Here is a 25,220-nt window from a genome sequence, read left to right as displayed (position 1 = left end):
GGCCGCGGACGCGGACGTACGAGGGCCCCGGTACGGAATCCGTACCGGGGCCCTCGTACGTGCCGGGGAGCCGGGGGACTAGCCGCCGAACTCCTCAAGGCCCTTCAGCGCCTGGTCCAGCAGGGCCTGACGGCCCTCCAGCTCACGCGCCAGCTTGTCGGCCTTCGCGTTGTTGCCGGCCGCGCGGGCCGCGTCGATCTGGGTGCGGAGCTTGTCGACCGCCGCCTGGAGCTGACCCGTCAGACCGGCCGCACGGGCCCGCGCCTCCGGGTTCGTACGACGCCACTCGCCCTCCTCGGCCTCCTGGATCGCCCGCTCCACCGCGTGCATCCGCCCCTCGACCTTCGGCCGGGCGTCCCGCGGCACGTGGCCGATGGCCTCCCAGCGCTCGTTGAGGGTGCGGAACGCGGCACGGGCCGCCTTCAGGTCCGTGATCGGGACGAGCTTCTCCGCCTCTTCGGCCAGCTCCTCCTTCAGCTTCAGGTTCTCGGTCTGCTCGGCGTCACGCTCGGCGAAGACCTCGCCGCGGGCCGCGAAGAACACGTCCTGCGCACCGCGGAAACGGTTCCACAGGTCGTCCTCGGCCTCGCGCTGCGCCCGGCCCGCCGCCTTCCAGTCCGCCATCAGCTCGCGGTAGCGGGCGGCCGTCGGACCCCAGTCGGTCGACTTCGACAGCGACTCGGCCTCCGCGACCAGCTTCTCCTTCACCTTGCGGGCGTCCTCACGCTGCGCGTCCAGCGAGGCGAAGTGCGCCTTGCGGCGCTTGGAGAAGGCCGAGCGGGCGTGCGAGAAGCGGTGCCACAGCTCGTCGTCCGACTTGCGGTCCAGCCGCGGCAGACCCTTCCAGATGTCCACCAGGGCACGCAGCCGCTCGCCGGCGCTGCGCCACTGGTCGCTCTGCGCCAGCTGCTCGGCCTCGACGACCAGCGCGTCCTTGGCCGCGCGGGCCTCGTCCGTCTGCTTGGCCTTCTGGACCTTGCGCTCCTCGCGCCGCGACTCCACGGTCGCGACCAGCTTGTCCAGCCGTACGCGCAGGGCGTCGAGGTCGCCCACGGCGTGGTGCTCGTCGACCTGCGTCCGCAGGTGGTCGATCGCCGTCTGCGCGTCCTTGGCGGACAGATCAGTGGTCCGCACCCGCTTTTCGAGGAGGCCGATCTCGACCACCAGGCCCTCGTACTTGCGCTCGAAATAGGCCAGGGCCTCCTCAGGGGTGCCCGCCTGCCACGAGCCGACGACCTTCTCGCCGTCGGAAGTACGCACGTACACGGTGCCCGTCTCGTCGACTCGGCCCCACGGGTCGCTGCTCACAGCGCCTCCTCCACCTGATGCCTGTGAGGGTTCACCCCCGGGCATCGTCCACAGTTTCCTGGGGCGGGCAGCGCCCGCCCTGCACAACGCCAACATAGGCGACCGCCGGGCCGGCTGTCCGCATCCCGCACGACGGAATCTCGGCGTGCGGGGGAAGCCGGCCGGGCCGGTGCCGCGTTCCGTCAGTTCTGGGTGACGGTGCCCTTCTCGATCTTCACCTCGTTCTTCGGCGCCCCGTCCTGGCCGCCGTCGGCGGTGCCGGCCTTGGCGATGTCCTCCAGGACCTTCATGCCGGCCGCGTCGATCTTGCCGAAGGGCGTGTACGAGGGCGGCAGCGGGCTGTCCTTGTAGACCAGGAAGAACTGGCTGCCGCCCGAGCCGGGCTTGCCGGTGTTGGCCATGGCCACCGTGCCCGCCGGGTAGACGACCTTGCCCTGGTCGTTCGGCCGGCCCAGCGCGTCCAGGTTCTCGTCCGGGATGTTGTAGCCGGGGCCGCCCATGCCGGTGCCCTCGGGGTCACCGCACTGGAGCACGAAGATCCCGCCCGAGGTCAGGCGGTGGCACTTCGTGTTGTCGAAGTAGCCCTTGTCGGCGAGCGACTTGAAGGAGTTCACGGTCTGCGGGGTCTTCGCCGCGTGCATCGTGAAGTTGACGTCGCCCGCGCTGGTCTTGAGGGCGAAGGTGTACTTCGCCTTCTGATCGATGGCCATCTCGGGAGACGGGGACTGCTTGGGCGTCGGCGAGGCCGACGGATTCGCCGACGGGTCCGCCGCCTGGTCCTTCTTGTCCTTGTCGAAGACGCCGCCCACGATGAGGCCGACCAGCGTCGCGACGACCACGGCCACCGCCGCGCCGATCACCGCCATCCGCCGGCGCGCCTTCTGCCGGGCCTCGGCCCGGCGCTTCTGCTGGCGCTCGTACTTCTCCCTGGCGAGCTGTCGCCGCCGCTGATCGCTCGTGACCACCGGGTCGTCTCCTTGTGCGTCTCTGGTACCGCTGTCCGGGCTGGGCTAGCCCGTACCGTATATGGGTTGGCTGTGTAATGAAGGGCGCCGGTAGGCTCTGAGCAGCAGCATTCCGATCTGCAAGCTCCCGCCGGACGACGATTGAGGACGAACGTGCTGATTGCCGGGTTCCCTGCCGGGGCCTGGGGGACCAACTGTTACGTGGTCGCCCCCGCCGCCGGTGAGGAGTGCGTCATCATCGACCCCGGCCACCAGGCCACCCAGGGTGTCGAGGAGACGCTGAAGAAGCATCGGCTCAAGCCCGTCGCGGTCGTACTGACCCATGGCCACATCGATCATGTGGCCTCGGTCGTCCCGGTGTGCGGAGCACACGACGTACCGGCCTGGATCCACCCCGAGGACCGCTACATGATGAGCGACCCGGAGAAGGCCCTAGGCCGCTCCATCGGGATGCCGCTCATGGGCGAGCTGACCGTGGGGGAGCCGGACGACGTCCGCGAACTGACGGACGGCGCCGGCCTGAAGCTGGCCGGCATGGACTTCTCCGTGGCGCACGCGCCGGGGCATACCAAGGGGTCGGTGACCTTCCGGATGCCCGAGCTGGCCGCCACTCCTCAAAATCAGGGGATTCCGCCGGTCTTCTTCTCGGGTGACCTGCTCTTCGCCGGCTCCATCGGACGCACCGACCTGCCCGGCGGCTCCCACGCCGAGATGCTCGAATCGCTGGCCCGTGTGTGCCTGCCGCTCGACGACTCGACCGTGGTGCTGTCCGGCCACGGTCCCCAGACCACCATCGGCCGCGAGCGCGTGACCAACCCGTACCTGCGGGAGGTCGCCGCCGGCCTGGCAGCGGATCCTACGGCCGCTCCACGACGAGGAATGTGACGAGAATTTCGTGGCTACTTTCAAGGCCCCCAAGGGCACGTACGACCTGATCCCGCCGGTCTCCGTGAAGTACCTGGCGGTACGCGAGGCCATCGCGGCCCCGCTCCGGAATTCCGGCTACGGCTACATCGAGACTCCCGGCTTTGAAGACGTGGGCCTCTTCGCCCGAGGCGTGGGCGAGTCCACCGACATCGTCTCCAAGGAGATGTACGCCTTCGAGACCAAGGGCGGGGCGCAGCTGGCCCTGCGCCCCGAGGGCACGGCCTCGGTGCTCCGCGCGGCACTGGAGGCGAGCCTGCACAAGAAGGGCAACCTGCCGGTCAAGCTCTGGTACTCGGGCTCGTACTACCGCTACGAGCAGCCGCAAGCGGGCCGCTACCGCCACTTCTCGCAGGTCGGCGCCGAGGCGATCGGCGCCGAGGACCCGGCGCTGGACGCCGAGCTGATCATCCTGGCCGACCAGGCGTACCGCTCGCTGGGCCTGCGCAACTTCCGGATCCTGCTGAACTCGCTGGGCGACAAGGAGTGCCGCCCGGTGTACCGGGAAGCGCTTCAGGCTTTCCTCGGTGGTCTCGACCTCGATGAGGAGACCGTCCGTCGGGCCGAGATCAACCCGCTGCGCGTCCTCGACGACAAGCGGAGCGACGTACAGAAGCAGTTGGTCGGCGCTCCGATGCTGCGGGACTACCTGTGTGACGCGTGCAAGGCGTACCACGAGCAGGTCCGGGCGCTGGTGACCGCGGCCGGGGTCGCCTTCGAAGACGACGAGAAGCTGGTGCGCGGGCTGGACTACTACACGCGGACCACCTTCGAGTTCGTCCACGACGGCCTGGGCTCGCAGTCCGCGGTGGGCGGCGGCGGCCGATACGACGGCCTGTCCGAGATGATCGGCGGACCGGCGCTGCCCTCGGTGGGCTGGGCGCTGGGTGTGGACCGTACGGTGCTCGCGCTCCAGGCCGAGGGCGTCGAGCTGGACATCCCGGCGTCGACGTCGGTGTTCGCGGTCGCCCTGGGTGAGGCGAAGCCGATCCTGTTCGGGCTGGTGACGCAGCTGCGCAAGGCGGGCATCGCGGCGGACATGTCGTACGGAGGCAAGGGCCTCAAGGGCGCGATGAAGGACGCGAACCGCAGCGGGGCGCGCTTCGCGATCGTCGCGGGCGACCGCGACCTCGCCGAGGGCGTCGTCCAGCTCAAGGACATGGAGTCCGGCGAGCAGACGGCCGTGCCGGTCGCCGAGCTGGTCGCAACCGTCCAGGCCCGCCTGGCCTGACGTTCGCCGTCGGTGGGGTGGGGCGCGGGTGCCGCCGCGCGGGGCTTTCGGGCTCCGCCCGGACCCGCGCCCCAACCACCGGCGGGGCTCAGCCGTCGCGGTGGTTCTTCCACTTGAAGGTCAGCAGGCTCGCCCTGCCGGATCGTCAGGTCCAGTCCGTCGACCGCGGTGACCTCGCCGTACTGCTTGCGAAGCCCCCGTACTTCCACCGCGTTCCGTGTCATGTCTCAAATGGTGTGGCGGAATTCTCCGTGCCGGTCCCCCCGTGCGTACTCCTTATGTCCGTCGAACGGTGGACCCCGGGCCCGGTACGGCACAATGGCCGGTGCTTGTCGACCTTGTAGATGTGGAGCGGGCGGTATGACGACACGAGGTACGGACGCGGGCACCGCCCCGAGGACGACCGTCGGCGGCAGTCGGGCGCTCGCCCTGCTGCTGGTGATCACGGGCGCCGCGGGTCTGCTCGCCGCCTGGGTGATCACGATCGACAAGTTCAAGCTGCTCGAAGACCCGAACTTCACCCCGGGCTGCAGCCTGAACCCGATCGTCTCCTGCGGCAACATCATGAAGAGCGACCAGGCGGCCGTCTTCGGCTTCCCGAACCCGATGCTCGGACTGGTCTCCTACGGGATCGTGATCTGCGTCGGCATGAGCCTGCTGGCCGGGGCCCGGTTCAGCCGCTGGTACTGGCTGACGCTGAACGCGGGCACCCTCTTCGGCGTCGTCTTCTGCGCCTGGCTGACCTACCAGTCGCTCTACAACATCAACTCGCTCTGCCTGTGGTGCTGCCTGGCGTGGGTCGCGACGATCTTCATGTTCTGGTACGTCACCGCCCACAACGTGCGCGAGGGGATGCTGCCGGCTCCCGGCTGGCTGAAGGGCTTCTTCGACGAGTTCGCGTGGGTGCCGCCCGTCCTGCACGTCGGGATCATCGGGATGCTGATCCTCACCCGCTGGTGGGACTTCTGGACCACGTAAAGAGTGTCGGTGGGCTCGCATAGGCTTCCTGTGTGGAACCAGACCTCTTCACCGCCGCTGCCGAAGAACGCCAGGAGAAGGACCCGACGAGTTCTCCGCTCGCCGTCCGCATGCGCCCGCGCACCCTGGACGAGGTCGTCGGCCAGCAGCACCTGCTGAAGCCCGGCTCCCCGCTGCGCCGGCTGGTGGGCGAGGGCGCCGGCGGACCGGCCGGTGCCTCGTCGGTGATCCTCTGGGGGCCGCCCGGCATCGGGAAGACCACCCTCGCGTACGTGGTCAGCCAGGCGACGCAGAAGCGCTTCGTGGAGCTGTCCGCGATCACGGCGGGCGTGAAGGAGGTCCGCGCCGTCATCGAGGGCGCGAAGCGCGCGGCCGGCGGTTACGGCAAGGAGACCGTCCTCTTCCTCGACGAGATCCACCGCTTCAGCAAGGCCCAGCAGGACTCGCTCCTCCCCGCGGTGGAGAACCGCTGGGTGACGCTCATCGCCGCGACCACGGAGAACCCGTACTTCTCGATCATCTCCCCGCTGCTGTCGCGCTCCCTCCTGCTGACCCTCGAACCCCTGACGGACGAGGACCTGAGCGCGCTGATGCGGCGGGCGCTGGAGGAGGAGCGGGGGCTCGGCGGATCGGTGACCCTGCCGGCGGACGCCGAGGCCCACCTGCTGCGGATCGCCGGCGGCGACGCGCGGAGGGCGCTGACCGCGCTGGAGGCGGGGGCCGGGTCGGCGATCGCCAAGGGCGAGGCCGAGATCACCCTGCAGACGGTGGAAGAGGCCGTCGACCGGGCCGCGGTCAGGTACGACCGGGACGGAGACCAGCACTACGACGTGGCGAGCGCGTTGATCAAGTCGATCCGCGGCTCGGACGTGGACGCTGCGCTGCACTACCTGGCACGGATGATCGAAGCCGGGGAGGACCCGCGGTTCATCGCGCGGCGCCTGATGATCTCGGCGAGCGAGGACATCGGGCTCGCGGACCCGACGGCCCTGCCGCTCGCGGTGGCCGCGGCCCAGGCGGTGGCGCTGATCGGCTTCCCGGAGGCCGCGCTGACGCTGTCGCACGCCACCATCGCGCTGGCGCTGGCCCCGAAGTCGAACACCGCCACGACCGCGATCGGGGCGGCGCTGGCGGATGTACGCGCGGGGCTCGCGGGCTCGGTCCCCCCGCACCTGCGGGACGGGCACTACAAGGGCGCGGCGAAGCTGGGGCACGCGCAGGGGTACGTGTACCCGCACGACGTGCCGGGCGGTATCGCCGCGCAGCAGTACGCGCCGGACGAGGTCGCGGGCAAGCGGTACTACGAGCCGACGCGGTACGGAGCCGAGGCCCGCTACGCGGACGTGGTGGAAAAGGTCCGGGAGCGGCTGCGCGGCGCGTAACCCTGGCGGGGCTGCGGGGCTGGATGTGGCCGGTGCCGCCTGCCCGTGCGGCTCAAAGATCCGGGGCTCCGCCCCGTACCCCGCGCCTCAAACGCCGGCGGGGCTGGATTTTGCCGGCGATGGAGGCGGGAACGGTGGTAGGGCGGGTAGGGGAAGGCTCCGCGCAGCGGCACTCGTGTCGGCGGCCCCGATCGAGGGGCGGAGCCTAGGCTCCCCGGCATGGGACGCCGGACACCGCTCATCGCCGCCGCGGCGGCACTCCTGCTCGGCGGGTGTCACCACGACGGCCCGACGAGGGGCACGGCGCCGTTGGTCGGGCAGGAGCCGCTCGCCAGTGCCGGGTTTCCGCCGACCACCGCCACCGCCCAGGCCCAGCTGGCCAAGCTCAAGGTCGAGTGGGGCCAGAACTGGGAGACGTACAAGCGGGAGAACTTCGGCACGTACTGGTCGGACGAGACCGACGCCGTCGGTGGGCGCAACGGGTGTGACACCCGCGACGACGTGCTGCGGAGGGACCTGCGCGAGTTGCGCGAGGGGGACCGCAACCCCTGCGTGGTGCTCTCCGGGGTGCTGCACGATCCGTACACCGGCAAGGAGCTCCCGTACACCTACCGGCGCGCGTCGCAGATCCAGACCGACCACGTCGTCGCGCTCGGCGCGGCCTGGCGGGGCGGCGCGTACGGATGGACCCCGCAGCGCAGGCTGGAGTACGCCAACGACCTCGACGCGCTGCTCGCCGTCGACAAGCAGACCAACTACGACAAGAGCAGCAAGACCGCCGACAAGTGGAAGCCGCCGCGGCGGGAGTACTGGTGCGAGTACGGGCGGCGCTACACCGGCATCAAGGCCAAGTACGGGCTGTCGGTGACCCCGCCCGAGAAGCTCGCGCTGCAGGAGCTGCTGGCCGCCTGCCCTCAGTGAGCGGCCGCGGCGAAGAGCGCGTGCATCGCCCGGCGCAGGCCGCAGACGTCCGCCACCGGCTCCGGGAAGTCGAAGCGGGCGTCGAAGGAGCCGGCGGGGCCGCCCGTGAAGCGGACGCGCAGGCCCAGCCGGTCCAGGGCGAGCGGGACCGCCTTCATGCCCTCGGCCTCGCGCGGACCCAGCAGCCCGGACAGTCCGCCGACCCGGTCGCCGTGGGCGGCGTGCAGGTGCTGGAGCAGTTCCGTCTCGTGGTCGCAGAGGGGGTCGGGATCGGCGGCGGCCAGGTCGTCCGGGTCCACGCGCTCGGCGCCCCACAGGTCGTCCACCGAGATCTCGCCGACCTCCAGCCGCAGCAGCATCCACGCCGGCCGCCCGCCGCCCTGGAGAAGAACAGATGGCGGGTCGAGGGACTCGCTCATGCCGAGGAGTTCGCCCACCGGATGCCGCTCGGCCAGCAGCGCGGCGCAGGCCGCGCGGTCGTCTCCGCGCACCGGCGTCAGCCACCCGGCCAGCCAGGCGCGACCTCGGATACGATGTGGCACGGACACCGGCGCCACATCCGTGATCTCGATCACGGCGGTGAGGTCGTCGTCCTGGGCGTGAGCGGCTGCCCTGGCAGCCGCGGATTCCCCGGAAACAAGGAGAATCACGTCCCCGTCCGGGGTGACGGTCCGTGCGGCCGGCATCCCTGTCCCGAACTCCTCGGAACCGTGCGTGTCACGAGCACCGATCAGGGTGAGGGATACTGAGGCGTTGGACTCTACGAGGGTTCGTACGCGTTCGGCTCCGGTGAGCTGCCGAACGCCTTCCCTGGGACGCGGCTGACCTTGCTTATCGTCGGCGCAAGCGGATTCTGTTTCGTCTGAATCCGAACTGCGCCGCGCACTGGGCAGGGGGATCCCATGTGGTCGAGACATTACGTCCTCCTCGCTAAGGTAAGCCTCACCTAACTTACATGGAGGTAGGTTCCACGTGAACCAGAAGCGACCCAAGGTCAAGAAGTCGCGTGCCCTCGGCATTGCGCTGACCCCGAAGGCCGTCAAGTACTTCGAGGCCCGCCCCTACCCGCCGGGCGAGCACGGCCGTGGCCGCAAGCAGAACTCGGACTACAAGGTTCGTCTGCTCGAGAAGCAGCGTCTGCGCGCTCAGTACGACATCTCTGAGCGTCAGATGGCCCGCGCGTACGACCGCGCCAAGAAGGCCGAAGGCAAGACGGGCGAGGCGCTTGTCGTCGAGCTCGAGCGTCGCCTCGACGCCCTGGTTCTGCGTTCGGGCATCGCCCGCACCATCTACCAGGCCCGCCAGATGGTCGTTCACGGCCACATCGAGGTCAACGGTGGCAAGGTCGACAAGCCGTCGTTCCGTGTCCGCCCGGACGACGTCGTGACCGTGCGCGAGCGCAGCCGCGAGAAGGTTCCGTTCCAGGTTGCCCGTGAGGGTGGCTACGCAGGCGAGGGCGAGACCCCCCGTTACCTGCAGGTCAACCTGAAGGCCCTGGCCTTCCGCCTGGACCGCGACCCGAACCGCAAGGAAATCCCGGTCATCTGCGACGAGCAGCTCGTCGTCGAGTACTACGCCCGCTGATGTCGGCGTAGCCCTCACAGGCTGGTGGAAACCCGCCGTCCCCTTCGGGGGGCGGCGGGTTTTCCGTTTCGTGCGCCTCCTCCCGGCGCAGCGCGCGCCCCACCAGTGCCTCGCGGCTCAGCTCCCGCCCCTCGGCGGCGTACGCCGCGTAGCGCTCGGCGCCCAGCAGCTCGCCCGCCCGTTCCCGGCACATCAGCCGCGGCGCGTTGAAGTAGCCGGAGCCGAAGAGCTGGAGCCCCACCCCGCCCCACAGCGGCTCCGCCGCGCCCTGGAGCACCGCGGCCTCCGCCGGATCGCCCTCCGCGACCGTGACCAGGGCCAGCAGCTCCAGTGCGAGCACCAGCCCGACCAGGTCGTGGAAGGCGTGGTTGATCTCCACGCACTCGCTCAGCAGCCGCCGCGCCTCCCGCGCGGCGCCCGCGTCAAGGGCCGCGTAGGCGAGCACGTACAGGGCGTACGCCTTCGTCCAGCGCTCCCCGCGTTCCTCGCAGATCTCCCGGACCTCCTCGCACAGCGACAGCGCGCCCGCCGGCTCCCCCCGGAAGGCCAGCACCATGCCCAGTTCCACCTGGCACATCAGCACGTTGCTGTTCAGCTCCCCGGCGTCCCGGTAGCGCTGCAACGCCGAGCCCAGCAGCTCCCCGGCCCGCTCCATGTCGTCCGAGACCAGCGCCAGGCAGCCCAGCCGGTGCACCGCGTAGGCCGCCGCGAGGGGGTTGCCGCTGCGCGCGGCCCCGTCCCGGCACTCGTACAGGGCGCTCATCGAGGCCACCGCGTCCCCCTGGAGGGCGGCCACGTAGCCCAGCACCCACAGCGCCTTCAGCCGAGAGGGCTCGTACGCCGACATCGCGGACATCGCCGTCGCCGCCCGGCCCGCCGCCTCCAGGGCCCGGTCCAGCCAGTGCCGGCCCTCGGTCAGCCGCCCGCAGCCCGCCCAGTAGAACCAGAGGGTGCCCGCCAGGTACTGGCCCAGGTGCGCCTCGTCCGGCTCGTCCAGGCAGCACTCCAGGGCGAGCCGCAGGTTCGGCAGCTCCGTGTCCACGAGCGCGGCGATCTCCTCCTGGCGGGGACTGAACCAGTCCGTCTCGCACCAGGTCGCCAGGCCCACGTACCAGTCCCGGTGCCGCCGCCGCAGCCGCCCGGCGTCACCCTGCGACTCCAGCCAGCCCGCCCCGTACACGCGTACGGTCTCCAGCATCCGGTAGCGGACCCCGGCCGGGGTCTCCTCCCTCACCAGCAGGGACTGGGCGAGCAGCTCCCCGACCAGGTCCAGCACGCTCTCCACCGGCAGGTCGGGGCCCGCGCACACGTACTCGGCCGCGTCGAGGTCGAACTCCCCGGCGAAGACCGACAGCCGCGCCCACAGCAGCCGCTCCGCCGCCGTGCACAGCTCGTGGCTCCAGCCGATGGTCGTGCGCAGCGCCCGGTGCCGGGGGAGCACCCCGCGCGCGCCGCCGGTCAGCAGCGCGAACCGGTCCTCCAGTCGGGCCAGGACCTGGGCGGCCGAGAGCGCGCGCAGTCGGGCCGCCGCCAGCTCCAGGGCGAGCGGGATGCCGTCCAGGCGGGCGCAGAGTTCGGCCAGCGCGGCCCGGTTCGCGTCGGACACCCGGAAGGCGGGGTCCGCGGCCGTCGCGCGGGCGGTGAGCAGGGCCAGCGACTCGGCCCCGGCCAGCGGGGCCAGCGGGAAGGCGCGCTCCCCGTCCAGGGCCAGCGGGCGCCGGCCGGCGGCGAGCACGCGCAGGCCGGGGGAGTGGCGCAGCAGCTCCCGTACCAGCTCCGCGGTCTCGTCGACCAGTTGCTCGAAGCCGTCGAGGACCAGCAGCAGCCGCCGCTCGGCCAGGTGCTCGGCCAGCACCGTCCGGGGATGCCGGGTGGTGTGGTCGGTGAGCCCGAGCGCCTCGGACAGGGCGATCTCCAGCAGCGCGGGATCCCGTACGGTCGCCAGCTCGGCGAGCCAGATCCCGTCGCAGTAGCGTTCCTGCGAGGCCGCCCCGTCCTGCTCGGCCGACGCCCGGGCCGCGGCCAGAACCAGCCGGGACTTGCCCACCCCGCCCACCCCGGTCACGGTCACGAGCCGGGACGACTCCAGAAGCCGCCCGAGCTCCGCGAGTTCGGCAGCCCGGCCGATGAACTCGCCCAGCTCCAAGGGAAGATTGCCCCGCCTCGTGTGTCGCATGGGACACGGAGCGTACTGGTCCGGATGCGCTGCGTACAAAGCGATCACGGCAGTACCGGAATTCGGGTACTGGCGGGGATCTCTGGCGCGATAGGGTCGGAGGGCGAATCTTTTTGCAGTTCAAGTTCAGACGAGAGTGCGGTGTGACGTGTCCGGTGGAGAGGTGGCCGGGATCCTCGTGGCCGTCTTCTGGGCCATCCTGGTCTCTTTCCTCGCCGTGGTTCTGGTGAGGCTGGCCCAGGTGCTCAAGGCGACCACCAAGCTGGTGGCCGAGGTGACCGACCAGGCCGTCCCGCTGCTGGCAGACGCCTCCACCACCGTCCGCTCCGCGCGCACCCAGCTCGACCGGGTGGACGCGATCGCGAGCGACGTCCAGGAGGTCACCTCCAACGCGTCCGCGCTGTCCTCCACCGTGGCCACCGCCTTCGGCGGGCCCCTGGTCAAGGTCGCGGCCTTCGGATACGGCGTCCGCAAGGCGCTGGGCAAGACCCCGCAGGACGCGCCGCAGAAGACGTCCCGACGTAACGTGATCGTTGGCCGTACGGTGCCGGCGGCACGCCGCCGGAAGCAGAAGGGCTGAGACCTCCGATGTTCCGCCGAGCCTTCTGGTTCACCGCCGGCGCGGCCGCCGGCGTGTGGGCCACCACCAAGGTCAACCGCAAGCTGAAGAAGCTGACGCCGGAGAGCCTCGCCGCCCAGGCCGCCGACAAGGCAGTGGAGGCGGGGCACCGCCTCAAGGACTTCGCCCTCGACGTCAAGGCGGGAATGACGCAGCGCGAGGACGAGCTGAACGACGCACTGGGGCTGCACAGCGACCCCGACCGGCCCGACAACGTCACCGCCCTGCCCGGGCCCCGGCGACGGCGGGCCATCGAGAACGACAAGACCAACCACCGATCGGGCCGCTCGACGGTCACGTACAACCGGAATGAGGACCACTGATGGAGTCGGCTGAAATCCGCCGCCGCTGGCTGAGCTTCTTCGAGGAGCGCGGTCACGCCGTTGTCCCTTCGGCGTCGCTCATCGCGGACGACCCGACTCTGCTGCTGGTCAACGCGGGCATGGTCCCCTTCAAGCCGTACTTCCTCGGCGAGACCAAGCCCCCGGCCCCGCGCGCCACCAGCGTGCAGAAGTGCGTCCGTACGCCGGACATCGAAGAGGTCGGCAAGACCACCCGCCACGGCACGTTCTTCCAGATGTGCGGCAACTTCTCCTTCGGCGACTACTTCAAGGAAGGCGCCATCAAGTACGCCTGGGAGCTGCTCACCAGCTCCGTGGCGGATGGCGGCTACGGCCTGGAGCCGGAGAAGCTCTGGATCACCGTCTACCTCGACGACGACGAGGCCGAGACGATCTGGCGCGACGTGATCGGCGTCCCCGCCGAGCGCATCCAGCGCCTGGGCAAGAAGGACAACTTCTGGTCCATGGGCGTCCCGGGTCCCTGTGGCCCGTGCTCCGAGATCAACTACGACCGAGGCCCGGAGTTCGGCGTCGAGGGCGGCCCGGCCGTCAACGACGAGCGCTACGTGGAGATCTGGAACCTGGTCTTCATGCAGTACGAGCGCGGCGCCGGCGACGGGAAGGAAGACTTCCCGATCCTCGGTGACCTGCCGTCGAAGAACATCGACACCGGTCTCGGCCTCGAGCGCCTCGCGATGATCCTGCAGGGCGTGCAGAACATGTACGAGACCGACACCCTGCGCGTGGTCATGGACAAGGCCACCGAGCTGACCGGCGTGCAGTACGGCGCCGCCAAGGACACGGACGTGTCGATGCGCGTGGTCGCCGACCACATCCGCACCTCCGTCATGCTCATCGGCGACGGCGTCACCCCCGGCAACGAGGGCCGCGGTTACGTGCTGCGCCGCATCATGCGCCGCGCCATCCGCAACATGCGCCTGATGGGCGCCACCGGCCCGGTCGTCCAGGACCTCGTGGACGTCGTGATCAACACGATGGGCCAGCAGTACCCGGAGCTCGTCACCGACCGCAAGCGCATCGAGACCGTCGCGCTCGCCGAAGAGGCCGCCTTCCTCAAGGCCCTCAAGGGCGGCACGAACATCCTCGACACCGCCGTGACCGAGACCAAGGCCGCCGGCGGCAAGGTCCTCTCCGGCGACAAGGCGTTCCTGCTCCACGACACCTGGGGCTTCCCGATCGACCTCACCCTGGAGATGGCCTCCGAGCAGGGCCTCTCCGTGGACGAGGCCGGCTTCCGCCGCCTGATGCAGGAGCAGCGCGACCGCGCCAAGGCCGACGCCAAGGCCAAGAAGACCGGGCACGCCGACGTCTCGTCGTACCGCGAGATCGCCGACACCGCCGGCGCCACCGAGTTCACCGGCTACGCCACCAACCAGGGCGAGTCCACCATCGTCGGCCTGCTGGTCAACGGTGTCTCCGCGCCCGCCGCCTCCGAGGGCGACGAGGTCGAGGTCGTCCTCGACCGCACCCCGTTCTACGCCGAGGGCGGCGGCCAGCTCGCCGACCAGGGCCGCATCAAGCTCGACACCGGTGCGATCATCAACGTCCGCGACGTCCAGCAGCCGGTCCCCGGTGTCTCCGTGCATAAGGGCTCCGTGCAGGTCGGCGAGGTGACGGTGGGCGCCTCCGCGTACGCCGCCATCGACGGCAAGCGCCGCCTGGCCATCGCCCGCGCCCACTCGGCCACGCACCTGACCCACCAGGCGCTGCGCGACGCCCTCGGCCCGACGGCCGCCCAGGCCGGCTCCGAGAACTCGCCCGGCCGCTTCCGCTTCGACTTCGGCTCCCCGAACGCCGTCCCCGGCTCGGTCCTCACCGACGTCGAGCAGAAGATCAACGACGTGCTCTCCCGCGAGCTCGCCGTGACCGCCGAGATCATGAGCATCGACGAGGCGAAGAAGCAGGGCGCCATCGCCGAATTCGGCGAGAAGTACGGCGAGCAGGTCCGCGTCGTCACCATCGGCGACTTCTCCAAGGAGCTGTGCGGCGGCACGCACGTCGGCAACACCTCCCAGCTCGGCCTGGTGAAGCTGCTCGGCGAGTCCTCCATCGGCTCCGGCGTGCGCCGCGTCGAGGCCCTCGTCGGCGTGGACGCGTACAACTTCCTCGCCAAGGAGCACACGGTCGTCGCCCAGCTCCAGGAGCTGGTCAAGGGCCGTCCGGAGGAGCTGCCGGAGAAGATCGCCGCCATGCTCGGCAAGCTGAAGGACGCCGAGAAGGAGATCGAGAAGTTCCGCGCGGAGAAGGTCCTCCAGGCCGCCGCCGGTCTTGCCCAGAACGCCCAGGACATCAAGGGCGTCGCCCTCGTCGTGGGCACGGTGCCGGACGGTACCGGCGCCGACGACCTGCGCAAGCTGGTCCTCGACGTCCGCGGCCGCATCCCGGGCGACCGCCCGGCCGTCGTCGCGCTGTTCACCACGGCGAACGACCGCCCGCTGACCGTGATCGCCACCAACGAGGCCGCCCGCGAGCGCGGTCTCAAGGCCGGTGACCTGGTGCGTACGGCCGCCAAGACCCTCGGTGGCGGCGGTGGCGGCAAGCCGGACGTGGCCCAGGGCGGTGGCCAGAACCCGGCCGCCGTGCCCGAGGCCATCGCCGCGGTCGAGCGCCTCGTCGTAGAGACGGCCTGACGATGACTCTGCGCCGCGGCCGCCGGCTCGCCATCGACGTCGGGGACGCCCGGATCGGGGTCGCCTCGTGCGACCCCGACGGGGTGCTCGCCACGCCGGTGGAAACCGTCCCGGGCCGGGACATCCCCTTCGCCCACCGGCGGCTGCGGCAGCTCGTCGAGGAGTACGAGCCCCTCGAAGTCGTGGTCGGCCTCCCCCGCTCGCTCAGCGGGCGGGAGGGGCCGGCCGCGGCCAAGGTGCGGGCCTTCGCGAACGAACTCGCGAAGGGCATCAAGCCCGTGACGGTCCGTCTGGTGGACGAACGGATGACCACGGTCACCGCCGCCCAGGGGCTGCGGGCCTCGGGGAAGAACGCGAAGAAGGGCCGGTCGGTCATCGACCAGGCAGCCGCTGTGGTGATCCTTCAGAACGCTCTTGAGACCGAACGGGTATCAGGTAATCCGCCTGGTGAGTGCGTCGAAGTGGTTGTCTGATCGCGGTACGGTAACGTTCCGCGCGATGAGACGGCGTTCGAACAGCCGTCGCCTTCGTCTCGCGGCTCTAGGGGACCGATGACTGAGTATGGCCGGGGCCACGGCTCCGAACCGTGGCATCCCGAGGATCCCCTGTACGGGGACCAGGGGTGGACCGGGCACCAGACCCAGCAGGGACAGGTGCCCTACGGCGACGCGCAGCAGCAGTACGCGCAGGACCCGCAGTACCAGCAGCCGTACCCGGAGCAGGGCCAGCACCAGCAGTACCCACAGCACCAGCAGTACGCGCAAACCCAGCAGTACCCGCAGACCCCGCAGTACCCCGGGCAGCAGCAAGAGGGCTACGACCCGCAGTACGCGCAGCAGATGCAGCACCCGCAGCAGATGCAGCACCCGCAGCAGGTCCAGCCCCAGCCCCAGCAGCCCGTGTACGACGCCCAGGGCTGGGACACCGGTCAGCACCAGTACGTGGCCACCGCCCCGGCCGACCCGTACGCCGGCGTGGACCCGTACGCCCCGCAGTCCGCGGACGGCTACCCGGGCGAGAGCCCCGACCTGTACACCACGGACGAGGCCTACCCGCCGCCGCAGCCCCCGGGCCGGCGCCACCTGGAGCGGCAACTCCCCGAGCAGCAGGACGAGGAGCCCGACTCCTTCTTCGCCGGCGGAGGTGACGGCGAGGACGGGGACGGCGACGAGCCCGGCCGCCGCGGCGGCCGCTCCAAGGGCGGCAAGCCCAAGAAGCGCAGCGGCGTCGCCTGCCTGATCTCCTCCCTGGTCATCGTGGGCGTGCTCGGCGGTGGCGGCTACTACGGCTACTCGTACCTCAAGGTGAGGTTCGGCGCGACCGAGGACTTCACGGGCGAGGGCACGAGCGAGATCGTCGATGTGGAGATCCCCAAGGGCGCGGGCCTGGGCCAGATGGGCCGCATCCTCAAGGAAGCCGGCGTGGTCGCCAGCGCTCAGGCCTTCGTCGACGCGGCGACCGCCAATCCCAAGGGCAAGTCCATCCAGCCGGGCCTCTACCCGATGCAGAAGAAGATGTCGGGTGCGGCCGCCGTCGCGCTGATGATCGACCCCAGCAAGCTGAACGTCATCACCGTCACCGAGGGCATGCGCAACACCAAGGTGTACGAGGCGATCGACAAGAAGCTGGGCAAGCCGGCGGGCACCACCAAGGACATCGCCCTGCGCGACGCCAAGAACCTCGGACTGCCGGCCTGGGCCGGCAACAACCCGAAGCTCATGGACCCGCTCGAGGGCTTCCTGTACCCGATGCGCTACGACCTGAGCAAGGACAGCACCCCCGAGTCGCTGCTCAAGCAGATGGTCGCGACCGCGACCGCCAAGTACTCGGAGCTGGGCATCGAGGGCAAGGCCAAGGAACTGGGTCTGGAGAACCCGCTCCAGGTGGTCACGGTCGCCAGCCTCGTCAACGCCGAGGGCAAGAACCACGAAGACTTCCGGAAGATGTCCGAGGTCGTCTACAACCGCATGAAGAAGACGAACGACGTCACGAACCAGAAGATCGAGTTCGACTCGACGTACAACTACGCCAAGAACCAGAGCGAGATCAACTTCAACCTCAAGGAAGCCCAGGCGTTCAACAACCCCTACAACACGCACTTCATCAAGGGACTGCCCGTCGGCCCGATCGGGAACCCGGGCATGGACGCCCTGACCGCTACGCTCAACCCGGATCATGGTGGCTGGATGTTCTTCGTGTCGGTCGACGGCAACACGACGACCTTCACCAAGACCTACGACGAGCACCTCAAGCTCGTCGCCGAGTTCCAGGAACGGCAGAAGCAGAAGAACGGCGGATAGCAGGACATGTCACGCATAAGGGCCGCGGTGTTGGGTTCGCCCATTGAGCACTCCCTCTCACCGGTGCTGCACCGCGCCGCCTACCAGGAGCTCGGCCTCGACGACTGGTCGTACGACCGATTCGAGATCGACGAGGCCGCGCTCCCCGGGTTCGTCGCCGGACTCGGCCCCGAGTGGGCCGGACTGTCGCTGACCATGCCGCTGAAGCGGGCGATCATCCCGCTGCTGGACGGGATCAGCGACACGGCCGCCTCCGTCGAGGCGGTCAACACGGTCGTCCTCACCGCGGACGGCCGCCGCCTCGGAGACAACACCGACATCCCCGGCATCGTCGCCGCGCTCCACGAGCGCGGCATCGAGAAGGTGCCGTCCGCCGCCGTCCTCGGCGCCGGCGCCACCGCGTCCTCGGCGCTCGCAGCCCTCTCGCGGATCTGCACCGGCGAGGTCACCGCCTACGTCCGCTCGCGCGCCCGGGCCGACGAGATGCTCGGGTGGGGCGAGCGGCTCGGCGTCGCCGTCCGCACGGCCGATTGGTCCGAGGCCGCCGAGGCGCTGTCGGCGCCACTGGTGATCGCGACCACACCGGCCGGTACGACGGATGCCCTGGCCGCCTCCGTGCCGAACGGGGCGGGCACCCTCTTCGACGTCCTGTACGACCCCTGGCCGACCGCCCTCGCGGCGGCCTGGGACCGCCGCGGCGGCAAGGTCGTCGGCGGGCTGGACCTGCTGGTCCACCAGGCCGTGCTCCAGGTCGAGCAGATGACGGGCCGCACCCCCGGCCCGCTCGCCGCCATGCGGGCCGCGGGAGAGCGGGCGTTGGCCGCCCGTTAGGCTTCCCCCGGGTATTCGATCATGGGGGCGGCATGGAACAGACGGGTGCCGAGCACGTGCTCGCGGCGAAGTGGGACCTTCCCTTCGTGGTCGGCGGCATGCTCAGGGTCGCGTTCTTCAACCTGCCCGACTGGGTCAAGGTGATCGTCTTCGGAATCGTCGGTTCCGTCGCCGTGTGGACGGCGATCACCTGGCTCCGCGGGCGCGGCGCACGGGCCACCTGACGGACAAGGCGTCCGATTGCTGGACCGGGGCCCGCCATACCCCCTCGGACATGGGAGGATCGGGTACGGCGGGTCCGGGCCGCGCACCCGTTCGCGCCGTCGCTTTAGCAGGCGCGAGCATGAGGAGCATCGTTGAGCAGGTTGCGTTGGCTGACCGCCGGAGAGTCTCACGGACCGGCACTGGTTGCGACGCTGGAGGGCCTTCCCGCCGGCGTCCCGGTCACCACCGAGCTGGTGGCCGACCACCTGGCCCGGCGCCGGCTCGGTTACGGGCGCGGCGCCCGCATGAAGTTCGAGCAGGACGAGATCACCTTCATCGGCGGCGTCCGGCACGGGCTGTCGCTGGGTTCCCCCGTCGCGGTCATGGTGGGCAACAGCGAGTGGCCCAAGTGGGAGACCGTCATGTCGGCCGACCCGGTCGACCCCTCGCTGCTCAAGGACACCGGCCGCAACGCGCCGCTGACCCGTCCGCGGCCCGGTCACGCCGACCTCGCGGGCATGCAGAAGTACGGCTTCGACGAGGCCCGGCCGATCCTGGAGCGCGCCAGCGCCCGTGAGACCGCCGCCCGTGTCGCCCTCGGCGCGATCGCCCGCTCCTTCATCAAGGAGGTCGCGGGCATCGAGATCGTCTCACACGTGGTCGAACTGGCCGCGGCCAAGGCCCCGTACGGGGTCTACCCGACCCCCGCGGACGTGGAGAAGCTCGACGCCGACCCGGTGCGCTGCCTCGACGCCGACGCGAGCAAGGCGATGGTCGCCGAGATCGACCAGGCCCACAAGGACGGCGACACCCTCGGTGGCGTGGTCGAGGTGCTGGCGTACGGGGTCCCGGTCGGACTCGGCTCGCACGTCCACTGGGACCGTCGCCTCGACGCCCGCCTCGCCGCCGCCCTCATGGGCATCCAGGCCATCAAGGGGGTCGAGGTCGGCGACGGCTTCGAGCTCGCGCGCGTGCCCGGCTCGAAGGCGCACGACGAGATCGTCTCCACCCCCGAGGGCCTCAAGCGCACCTCCGGCCGCTCCGGCGGCACCGAGGGCGGTCTGACCACCGGCGAGCTGCTGCGCGTACGTGCCGCGATGAAGCCCATCGCGACCGTGCCGCGCGCGCTCGCCACCGTGGACGTGGCCACCGGTGAGGCGACGGTGGCCCACCACCAGCGCTCCGACGTGTGTGCCGTCCCGGCCGCCGGCATCGTCGCCGAGGCGATGGTCGCCCTGGTGCTGGCCGACGCGGTCGTCGAGAAGTTCGGTGGCGACTCGGTCCCCGAGACCCGCCGCAACGTCCAGTCGTACCTCGACAACCTGCAGATCCGGTGACGGGCGGACCGAACGGACCCGCCGGCCCCGTCGTCGTCCTCGTCGGCCCGATGGGTTCCGGCAAGTCCACGGTCGGCGGCCTGCTCGCCGACCGGCTCGGCGTCCCCTACCGGGACACCGACGCGGACATCGTCGCCGCGCAGGGCCGCGAGATCTCCGACATCTTCGTCGACGAGGGCGAGCCGTACTTCCGTGAGCTGGAGCGGCAGGCGGTCGCCGCCGCCGTCGCCGAGCACACCGGAGTCCTCGCCCTCGGCGGCGGGGCGATCCTCGACGAGGGCACCCGCGGGCTGCTGGCCGGCCTGCCCGTGGTCTACCTGTCGATGGACGTCGAGGAAGCCGTACGGCGCGTGGGCCTCGGTGCCGCGCGCCCGCTGCTCGCCGTCAACCCGCGCCGCCAGTGGCGCGAGCTGATGGACGCCCGGCGCCCCCTGTACACCGAAGTCGCGCGCGTCGTGGTGGCCACCGACGACCGCACCCCCGAAGAGGTCGCCCAGGCGGTCCTCGACGCTCTGGAGTTGAAGGACGTATGACGGACCAGGTGACGCGGATCCAGGTCGGCGCGAGCGCCGGCCACGACGCGTACGAGGTGCTGGTCGGGCACCAGCTGCTCGGCGAGCTCGGCACCCTGATCGGTACGAAGGCCCAGCGGGTCGCCGTGATCCACCCCGAGGCGCTGGCCTCGACCGGTGAGGCACTGCGCGACGACCTCGCCGAGCAGGGCTACGAGGCGGTCGCCATCCAGGTGCCGAACGCCGAGGAGGCCAAGACCGCCGAGGTGGCCGCGTACTGCTGGAAGGCGCTCGGCCAGTCCGGGTTCACCCGCACCGACGTCATCGTCGGCGTCGGCGGGGGAGCCACCACCGACCTCGCGGGCTTCGTCGCGGCCACCTGGCTGCGCGGGGTGCGCTGGATCGCCGTACCGACCACGGTCCTCGCGATGGTCGACGCGGCCGTCGGCGGCAAGACCGGCATCAACACCGCCGAGGGCAAGAACCTGGTGGGCTCCTTCCACCCGCCGGCCGGTGTGCTGTGCGACCTGGCGGCGCTGGACTCGCTGCCGGTCAACGACTACGTCAGCGGCCTCGCCGAGATCATCAAGGCCGGATTCATCTCCGACCCCAAGATCCTCGAACTGATCGAGGAGGACCCGCAGGCGGCCCGTACGCCGGCCGGCCCGCACACCGCCGAGCTCATCGTGCGCTCGATCCAGGTCAAGGCAGACGTGGTCTCCAGCGACCTCAAGGAGTCGGGGCTGCGCGAGATCCTCAACTACGGCCACACGCTCGCGCACGCCATCGAGAAGAACGAGCGCTACAAGTGGCGGCACGGCGCGGCCGTGTCCGTCGGCATGGTCTTCGCGGCCGAACTGGGTCGGCTCGCGGGCCGCCTCGACGACGCGACGGCCGACCGGCACAAGGCGGTCCTCGCCTCGGTCGGCCTGCCGCTGACCTACCGCGGCGACCAGTGGCCCAAGCTGCTCCAGACCATGCAGGTCGACAAGAAGTCCCGCGGCAACCTGCTGCGCTTCATCGTCCTCGACGGGCTGGGCAAGCCGACCGTCCTGGAGGGCCCCGACCCGGCGCACCTGATCGCGGCCTACGGCGAGGTGTCTGCGTGAGCCGCCGGGTGTTCGTCCTGAACGGGCCGAACCTCGGCCGGCTCGGCTCGCGCGAGCCCGACGTGTACGGTGCAACCTCGTACCAAGGGCTGGTGGAGAGCTGCCGGTCGTTGGGCGAGGAGCTCGGCTTCGACGTCGAGGTCCGCGAGACCAACGACGAGGGCCAGATCGTACGGTGGCTCCACGAGGCGGCGGACGGCAAGATCCCGGTCGTGATCAATCCGGGTGCCTTCACGCACTACTCGTACGCCATGCGGGACGCGGCCGCGCAGCGGACCGCACCGCTGATCGAGGTGCACATCTCGAACCCGTACGCCCGTGAGGAGTTCCGGCACACCTCGGTCATCGCGGCCGTGGCCACGGGTACGGTGGCGGGCTTCGGCATCGGGTCGTACCGGCTGGCGCTCCGGGCCCTGGCGGACGAAGTCTCGCTCTGACGGTGCTGGTGGGCGGCGCGGCCCTGCGGGTCATATAACGTTCTCGCATCAGTCGATGGACGAGACGGAGTGGCAGCGGATGCACCAGGCAATGGGGGGCGGCGCGGGCTGGGGCGGCCAGCCGGGGCACCATCCGGCGACGCCCCCGCAGCCGCCGATATCTCCGGCGCACCATCCGGCTGCGCCCCCGCAGCCGCCCGTCCCTCCGGGGCACGGCTGGCCGGGGTCGCCCCCGGCCCAGCCGGGTCCGCAGCCGGGTCCGCACCCGCCCCTGCCGCAGTCGGGCCCGCCCGGGCATCCGCTGCATCCGGCGCACGCGGTGCATCCGGTGCCCGAGGCGACCGGGCACATCCCGCTGCCGCCCGCCGTGGCGGGCACCGGCGGGGCCGTCCTGGCCGTGCTGCTGATCGGCCCGGCCGGGGCGGGCAAGACCACCGTCGCCCGGCACTGGGCGAGCACCCGGCCCGTGCCGACCGCCCACGTCAGCCTGGACGACGTCCGCGAGTGGGTGTGCTCGGGCTTCGCGGACCCGCAGGCGGGCTGGAACGAGCACTCCGAGGCCCAGTACCGCCTCGCACGCCGCACCTGCGGCTTCGCCGCCCGCAACTACCTGGCCAACGGGATCTCCTGCATCCTCGACGACGCCGTCTTCCCCGACCGGCCCGTGGTCGGCCTCGGCGGCTGGAAGCGGCACGTCGGCCCGGCACTGCTGCCGGTGGTGCTGCTGCCCGGCCTGGAGATCGTCCTGGAACGCAACGCGGCCCGCTCCGGCAACCGGCGGCTCTCCGACGAGGAGGTCGCCCGGATCCACGGGCGGATGGCGGGCTGGTACGGCTCCGGCCTGCCGATCATCGACAACTCGCACCTGAACGTCGAGGGCACCGCGCGTGCGCTGGACGAGGCGTTGGCGCGGGCGCTGGCGTAGCCGTTGTCCGCGGGTGCGGCGCCGTTGTCGGGGGCGCTGGATTTCGGCCGGCGCGGGCTGAGTTGCCCGCAGGGCAATTTCAGCCTCGCCGGCGTTTGAGGCGCGGGGTCCGGGGCGGAGCCCCGGGAGCGGGGTGGGCCCGCACGTCCGGACGCGCTCACCAGGCCGTACGCGCGAGGCACTCGTAGGCTCGAAGACATGTCAGACGTGTACGCCGCCCGCCGCGGCACGCTTCGCGACCGCTGCGCCGCCGCGGGGAACGCCGCCGCGCTGATCACGCGTCCGGCGAACGTCCGCTACCTCTCCGGAGGGTCCCCACAGGGCGCCGTCCTGCTCGTCGGGCCCTCGGAGGACGTGTTGTTCTGCGCGGCCCCGCCCACCGGCGAGGCCGACGAGGGCCGGCTCGACGAGCGGCTCAGGCTCTCCGTCCTGACGGGCCCCGGCGGGGACCCCGCCGTCGCGGCCGCCGACATGGCCGCGGCCGTCCGCGCGGACTCGCTCGCCGTGGAGGAACACCACCTCACCGTCGGACGCCACCGCGCCCTGCGCTCCGTGGCGCCCAAACTGCGCCTCGCCGACCTCGGGACCGCCGTGGAGCAGCAGCGCCTCGTCAAGGACGAGGAGGAGATCGCCTGCCTGCGGATCGCCGCCGAGATCGCCGACCAGGCCCTCGGCGAGCTGCTCGAATCCATCCTGGTCGGCCGCACCGAACGCCACCTCGCCCTGGAGCTGGAGCGGCGCCTCGTCGACCACGGCGCCGACGGACCGGCCTTCCCGACCTCCGTGGGCACCGGGCCGCACTCGGGCCGCTCCCGGCACCGGCCCTCCGACCGCAGGGTCGAGGAGGGCGACTTCCTCTCCGTCTGCCTCGGCGCCAACTACCGCGGCTACCGGTGCGAGATCGGCCGGACCTTCGTGATCGGCACCACCCCCGCCGACTGGCAGATCGAGCTGTACGACCTCGTTTTCAGCGCCCAGCGGGCCGGGCGTGAAGCCCTGCTGCCCGGGGCCGCGTACCGGGACGTGGACCACGCGGCGCGCTCCGTACTGGACTCCGCGGGCCATGGGGAAGCCCTCGCTCCGTGGACCGGACACGGCGTCGGCCTCGAAATCGACGAGGACCCGCAGCTTGCACCTACGGCAATGGGTAAACTGGACGCTTGCGTGCCGGTCACCGTCGAACCGGGGGTTCACCTCCCGGGCCGGGGAGGTGTCCGGATCGATGACACGCTCGTCGTACGCCCCGAGGCGGACGGCGGTCCCGAGCTACTCACCATTACGACCAAGGAGCTGCTCGCGCTCTAGCCCGCACCGTCGGGCCCGTGCGCGCATCCGTGGTCTTCCAGTGCAGGAGATTCCGCAACCGTGGCTTCCACGAACGACCTCAAGAACGGCATGGTGCTCAAGCTCGACGGTGACCAGCTCTGGTCCGTCGTCGAGTTCCAGCACGTCAAGCCCGGCAAGGGCCCGGCCTTCGTGCGCACCAAGCTCAAGCACGTGCTCTCCGGCAAGGTCGTCGACAAGACGTTCAACGCCGGCACGAAGGTCGAGACGGCCACCATCGACCGCCGTGACATGCAGTTCTCGTACATGGACGGCGAGTACTTCGTCTTCATGGACATGAGCACCTACGACCAGCTGATGGTCGACAAGAAGGCTGTCGGCGACGCCGCCAACTTCCTGATCGAGGGCTTCACCGCCTCCGTGGCGCAGCACGAGGGCGAGGTGCTCTACGTCGAGCTCCCGGCCGCCGTCGAGCTCGTCATCGAGCACACCGACCCGGGCGTCCAGGGTGACCGCTCCACCGGTGGCACCAAGCCGGCGACGCTGGAGACCGGTCACGAGATCCAGGTCCCGCTCTTCGTCACCACCGGCGAGAAGATCAAGGTCGACACCCGCACCAGCGCCTACCTCGGCCGGGTGAACAGCTAACCGTGGCTGCCCGGAGCAACGCGCGCAAGCGCGCTTTCCAGATCCTGTTCGAGGCCGACCAGCGCGGGGTGCCCGTGCGCGAGGTCCTCGCGGACTGGATCCGCCACGCCCGGTCGGACGACCGGCAGCCGCCGGTCAGCGCCTTCACGATGGATCTCGTCGAGGGTTACGCCGACAAGGTGAACCGCATCGACGACCTGATCGTCACCTACGCCGTGGACTGGGAACTCGACCGGATGCCGGTCGCGGACCGGAACATCCTGCGGCTCGGTGCCTACGAGCTGATCTGGGTGGACGACACCCCGGACGCCGTGGCCATCGACGAGGCCGTCCAGCTGGCCAAGGAATTCTCGACGGACGAGTCACCCTCGTTCGTGAACGGGCTGCTGGCCCGGTTCAAGGACCTGAAGCCGAGCCTGCGCCGAGGCGAGTAGCCTCCGGCGGGTTCGTCGAAGCGGAGGGGGGCCCCCCGGTGGGGGGGGGCCCCCCCCCGGTGGGGGTTTGGCCAGGGGGGGGGGGGGGGGTTTAAAAAAAAAACCGACGCGCCGCCCCC

25 protein-coding genes are annotated in these 25,220 nt (G+C 70.9%); 21 read left to right on the top strand and 4 right to left on the bottom strand.

Going from position 1 to position 25,220, the window contains the following annotated elements; genetic code table 11:
* Nucleotides 1-78 precede the first annotated feature (78 nt).
* Nucleotides 79-1,308: a DUF349 domain-containing protein gene (locus tag ACFV9H_RS24475; protein WP_385401802.1), complete on the bottom strand. Its 1,230-nt coding sequence runs from the start codon at nt 1,306-1,308 to the stop codon at nt 79-81.
* Between the two features lie 182 nt (nt 1,309-1,490).
* A complete protein-coding gene (locus ACFV9H_RS24470) occupies nt 1,491-2,273 on the bottom strand; it encodes a peptidylprolyl isomerase (protein WP_385401800.1) in 783 nt (260 codons plus the stop codon).
* Between the two features lie 153 nt (nt 2,274-2,426).
* On the opposite strand from ACFV9H_RS24470, the gene ACFV9H_RS24465 reads away from it, so the two are divergent.
* The 5 genes from ACFV9H_RS24465 to ACFV9H_RS24445 all read left to right on the top strand — a co-directional run bounded on the left by ACFV9H_RS24465 (nt 2,427) and on the right by ACFV9H_RS24445 (nt 7,709).
* Nucleotides 2,427-3,158, top strand: a complete 732-nt coding sequence (locus ACFV9H_RS24465; RefSeq protein ID WP_385401797.1) for an MBL fold metallo-hydrolase — start codon at nt 2,427-2,429, stop codon at nt 3,156-3,158.
* Between the two features lie 10 nt (nt 3,159-3,168).
* The gene (hisS, locus tag ACFV9H_RS24460) at nt 3,169-4,428 is read left to right on the top strand and encodes a histidine--tRNA ligase (protein ID WP_385401795.1); all 1,260 of its coding nucleotides are present in this window, start codon (nt 3,169-3,171) and stop codon (nt 4,426-4,428) included.
* Nucleotides 4,429-4,788: 360 nt separating this feature from the next.
* Entirely contained in the window at nt 4,789-5,406 is a 618-nt protein-coding gene (locus ACFV9H_RS24455) for a vitamin K epoxide reductase family protein (RefSeq protein WP_385401792.1), read from the top strand.
* A gap of 32 nt (nt 5,407-5,438) precedes the next feature.
* Nucleotides 5,439-6,788 carry a replication-associated recombination protein A gene (locus tag ACFV9H_RS24450; protein ID WP_385401789.1) on the top strand — a complete coding sequence of 450 codons (1,350 nt, stop codon included), beginning with the start codon at nt 5,439-5,441 and terminating at the stop codon, nt 6,786-6,788.
* Between the two features lie 219 nt (nt 6,789-7,007).
* Nucleotides 7,008-7,709 carry an HNH endonuclease family protein gene (locus ACFV9H_RS24445; RefSeq protein ID WP_385401787.1) on the top strand — a complete coding sequence of 234 codons (702 nt, stop codon included), beginning with the start codon at nt 7,008-7,010 and terminating at the stop codon, nt 7,707-7,709.
* On the opposite strand, the gene ACFV9H_RS24440 is transcribed toward ACFV9H_RS24445, so the two are convergent.
* Nucleotides 7,703-8,395, bottom strand: coding sequence for a DUF2470 domain-containing protein (locus tag ACFV9H_RS24440; RefSeq protein ID WP_385401784.1), 693 nt, complete (start codon nt 8,393-8,395; stop codon nt 7,703-7,705). The genes ACFV9H_RS24445 and ACFV9H_RS24440 overlap by 7 nt on opposite strands.
* Before the next feature lie 286 nt (nt 8,396-8,681).
* Between ACFV9H_RS24440 and rpsD the strand changes: the two genes are divergently transcribed.
* Nucleotides 8,682-9,293 (top strand): 30S ribosomal protein S4, encoded by a 612-nt coding sequence (gene rpsD, locus ACFV9H_RS24435; protein WP_150520470.1) that lies wholly within the window; start codon nt 8,682-8,684, stop codon nt 9,291-9,293.
* On the opposite strand, the gene ACFV9H_RS24430 is transcribed toward rpsD, so the two are convergent.
* The gene (locus tag ACFV9H_RS24430) at nt 9,250-11,469 is read right to left on the bottom strand and encodes an ATP-binding protein (protein ID WP_385401782.1); all 2,220 of its coding nucleotides are present in this window, start codon (nt 11,467-11,469) and stop codon (nt 9,250-9,252) included. The genes rpsD and ACFV9H_RS24430 overlap by 44 nt on opposite strands.
* A 148-nt stretch (nt 11,470-11,617) precedes the next feature.
* Between ACFV9H_RS24430 and ACFV9H_RS24425 the strand changes: the two genes are divergently transcribed.
* The 15 genes from ACFV9H_RS24425 (at nt 11,618) to nusB (ending at nt 25,101) form a co-directional block, all read left to right on the top strand.
* Nucleotides 11,618-12,049: a DUF948 domain-containing protein gene (locus ACFV9H_RS24425; RefSeq protein WP_385401780.1), complete on the top strand. Its 432-nt coding sequence runs from the start codon at nt 11,618-11,620 to the stop codon at nt 12,047-12,049.
* Between the two features lie 8 nt (nt 12,050-12,057).
* Complete coding sequence (locus ACFV9H_RS24420; RefSeq protein WP_385401777.1) at nt 12,058-12,411, top strand: DUF6167 family protein; 354 nt, start codon at nt 12,058-12,060, stop codon at nt 12,409-12,411.
* Nucleotides 12,411-15,080 carry an alanine--tRNA ligase gene (alaS, locus tag ACFV9H_RS24415; RefSeq protein WP_385401774.1) on the top strand — a complete coding sequence of 890 codons (2,670 nt, stop codon included), beginning with the start codon at nt 12,411-12,413 and terminating at the stop codon, nt 15,078-15,080. Before ACFV9H_RS24420 ends, alaS begins: the two co-directional genes overlap by 1 nt.
* 2 nt (nt 15,081-15,082) lie before the next feature.
* Nucleotides 15,083-15,553 (top strand): Holliday junction resolvase RuvX, encoded by a 471-nt coding sequence (ruvX, locus tag ACFV9H_RS24410; protein ID WP_150256582.1) that lies wholly within the window; start codon nt 15,083-15,085, stop codon nt 15,551-15,553.
* 78 nt (nt 15,554-15,631) lie between these two features.
* Complete coding sequence (mltG, locus tag ACFV9H_RS24405) at nt 15,632-17,380, top strand: endolytic transglycosylase MltG (protein WP_385401772.1); 1,749 nt, start codon at nt 15,632-15,634, stop codon at nt 17,378-17,380.
* Between the two features lie 6 nt (nt 17,381-17,386).
* Nucleotides 17,387-18,211 carry a shikimate dehydrogenase gene (locus ACFV9H_RS24400; RefSeq protein ID WP_385401769.1) on the top strand — a complete coding sequence of 275 codons (825 nt, stop codon included), beginning with the start codon at nt 17,387-17,389 and terminating at the stop codon, nt 18,209-18,211.
* Nucleotides 18,212-18,243: 32 nt separating this feature from the next.
* Nucleotides 18,244-18,435, top strand: coding sequence for a hypothetical protein (locus ACFV9H_RS24395; RefSeq protein ID WP_385401767.1), 192 nt, complete (start codon nt 18,244-18,246; stop codon nt 18,433-18,435).
* A gap of 132 nt (nt 18,436-18,567) precedes the next feature.
* Entirely contained in the window at nt 18,568-19,752 is a 1,185-nt protein-coding gene (gene aroC / locus ACFV9H_RS24390; protein WP_385401764.1) for a chorismate synthase, read from the top strand.
* Between the two features lie 50 nt (nt 19,753-19,802).
* The gene (locus ACFV9H_RS24385) at nt 19,803-20,285 is read left to right on the top strand and encodes a shikimate kinase (RefSeq protein WP_385401898.1); all 483 of its coding nucleotides are present in this window, start codon (nt 19,803-19,805) and stop codon (nt 20,283-20,285) included.
* Entirely contained in the window at nt 20,282-21,373 is a 1,092-nt protein-coding gene (gene aroB / locus ACFV9H_RS24380) for a 3-dehydroquinate synthase (protein WP_385401761.1), read from the top strand. The genes ACFV9H_RS24385 and aroB overlap by 4 nt, the downstream gene beginning before the upstream one ends.
* Nucleotides 21,370-21,810, top strand: a complete 441-nt coding sequence (gene aroQ, locus ACFV9H_RS24375) for a type II 3-dehydroquinate dehydratase (protein ID WP_385401759.1) — start codon at nt 21,370-21,372, stop codon at nt 21,808-21,810. Before aroB ends, aroQ begins: the two co-directional genes overlap by 4 nt.
* A gap of 55 nt (nt 21,811-21,865) precedes the next feature.
* A complete protein-coding gene (locus ACFV9H_RS24370) occupies nt 21,866-22,735 on the top strand; it encodes an AAA family ATPase (RefSeq protein WP_385401756.1) in 870 nt (289 codons plus the stop codon).
* Between the two features lie 198 nt (nt 22,736-22,933).
* Entirely contained in the window at nt 22,934-24,040 is a 1,107-nt protein-coding gene (locus ACFV9H_RS24365; protein ID WP_385401754.1) for an aminopeptidase P family protein, read from the top strand.
* A gap of 60 nt (nt 24,041-24,100) precedes the next feature.
* Nucleotides 24,101-24,667, top strand: a complete 567-nt coding sequence (efp, locus tag ACFV9H_RS24360; RefSeq protein WP_214940375.1) for an elongation factor P — start codon at nt 24,101-24,103, stop codon at nt 24,665-24,667.
* A gap of 2 nt (nt 24,668-24,669) precedes the next feature.
* On the top strand, nt 24,670-25,101 hold the full coding sequence (gene nusB, locus ACFV9H_RS24355) for a transcription antitermination factor NusB (protein WP_030157452.1): 432 nt from the start codon (nt 24,670-24,672) through the stop codon (nt 25,099-25,101).
* Nucleotides 25,102-25,220: the final 119 nt, after the last annotated feature.

Origin of the sequence: Streptomyces sp. NPDC059874 (genome assembly GCF_042731135.1) — a bacterium.
In the GTDB taxonomy this organism is placed as follows: Bacteria; Actinomycetota; Actinomycetes; order Streptomycetales; family Streptomycetaceae; genus Streptomyces.
The sequence above is the reverse complement of the archived record's forward strand: the minus strand, read 5'-3'. Positions and strand labels throughout refer to the sequence as shown.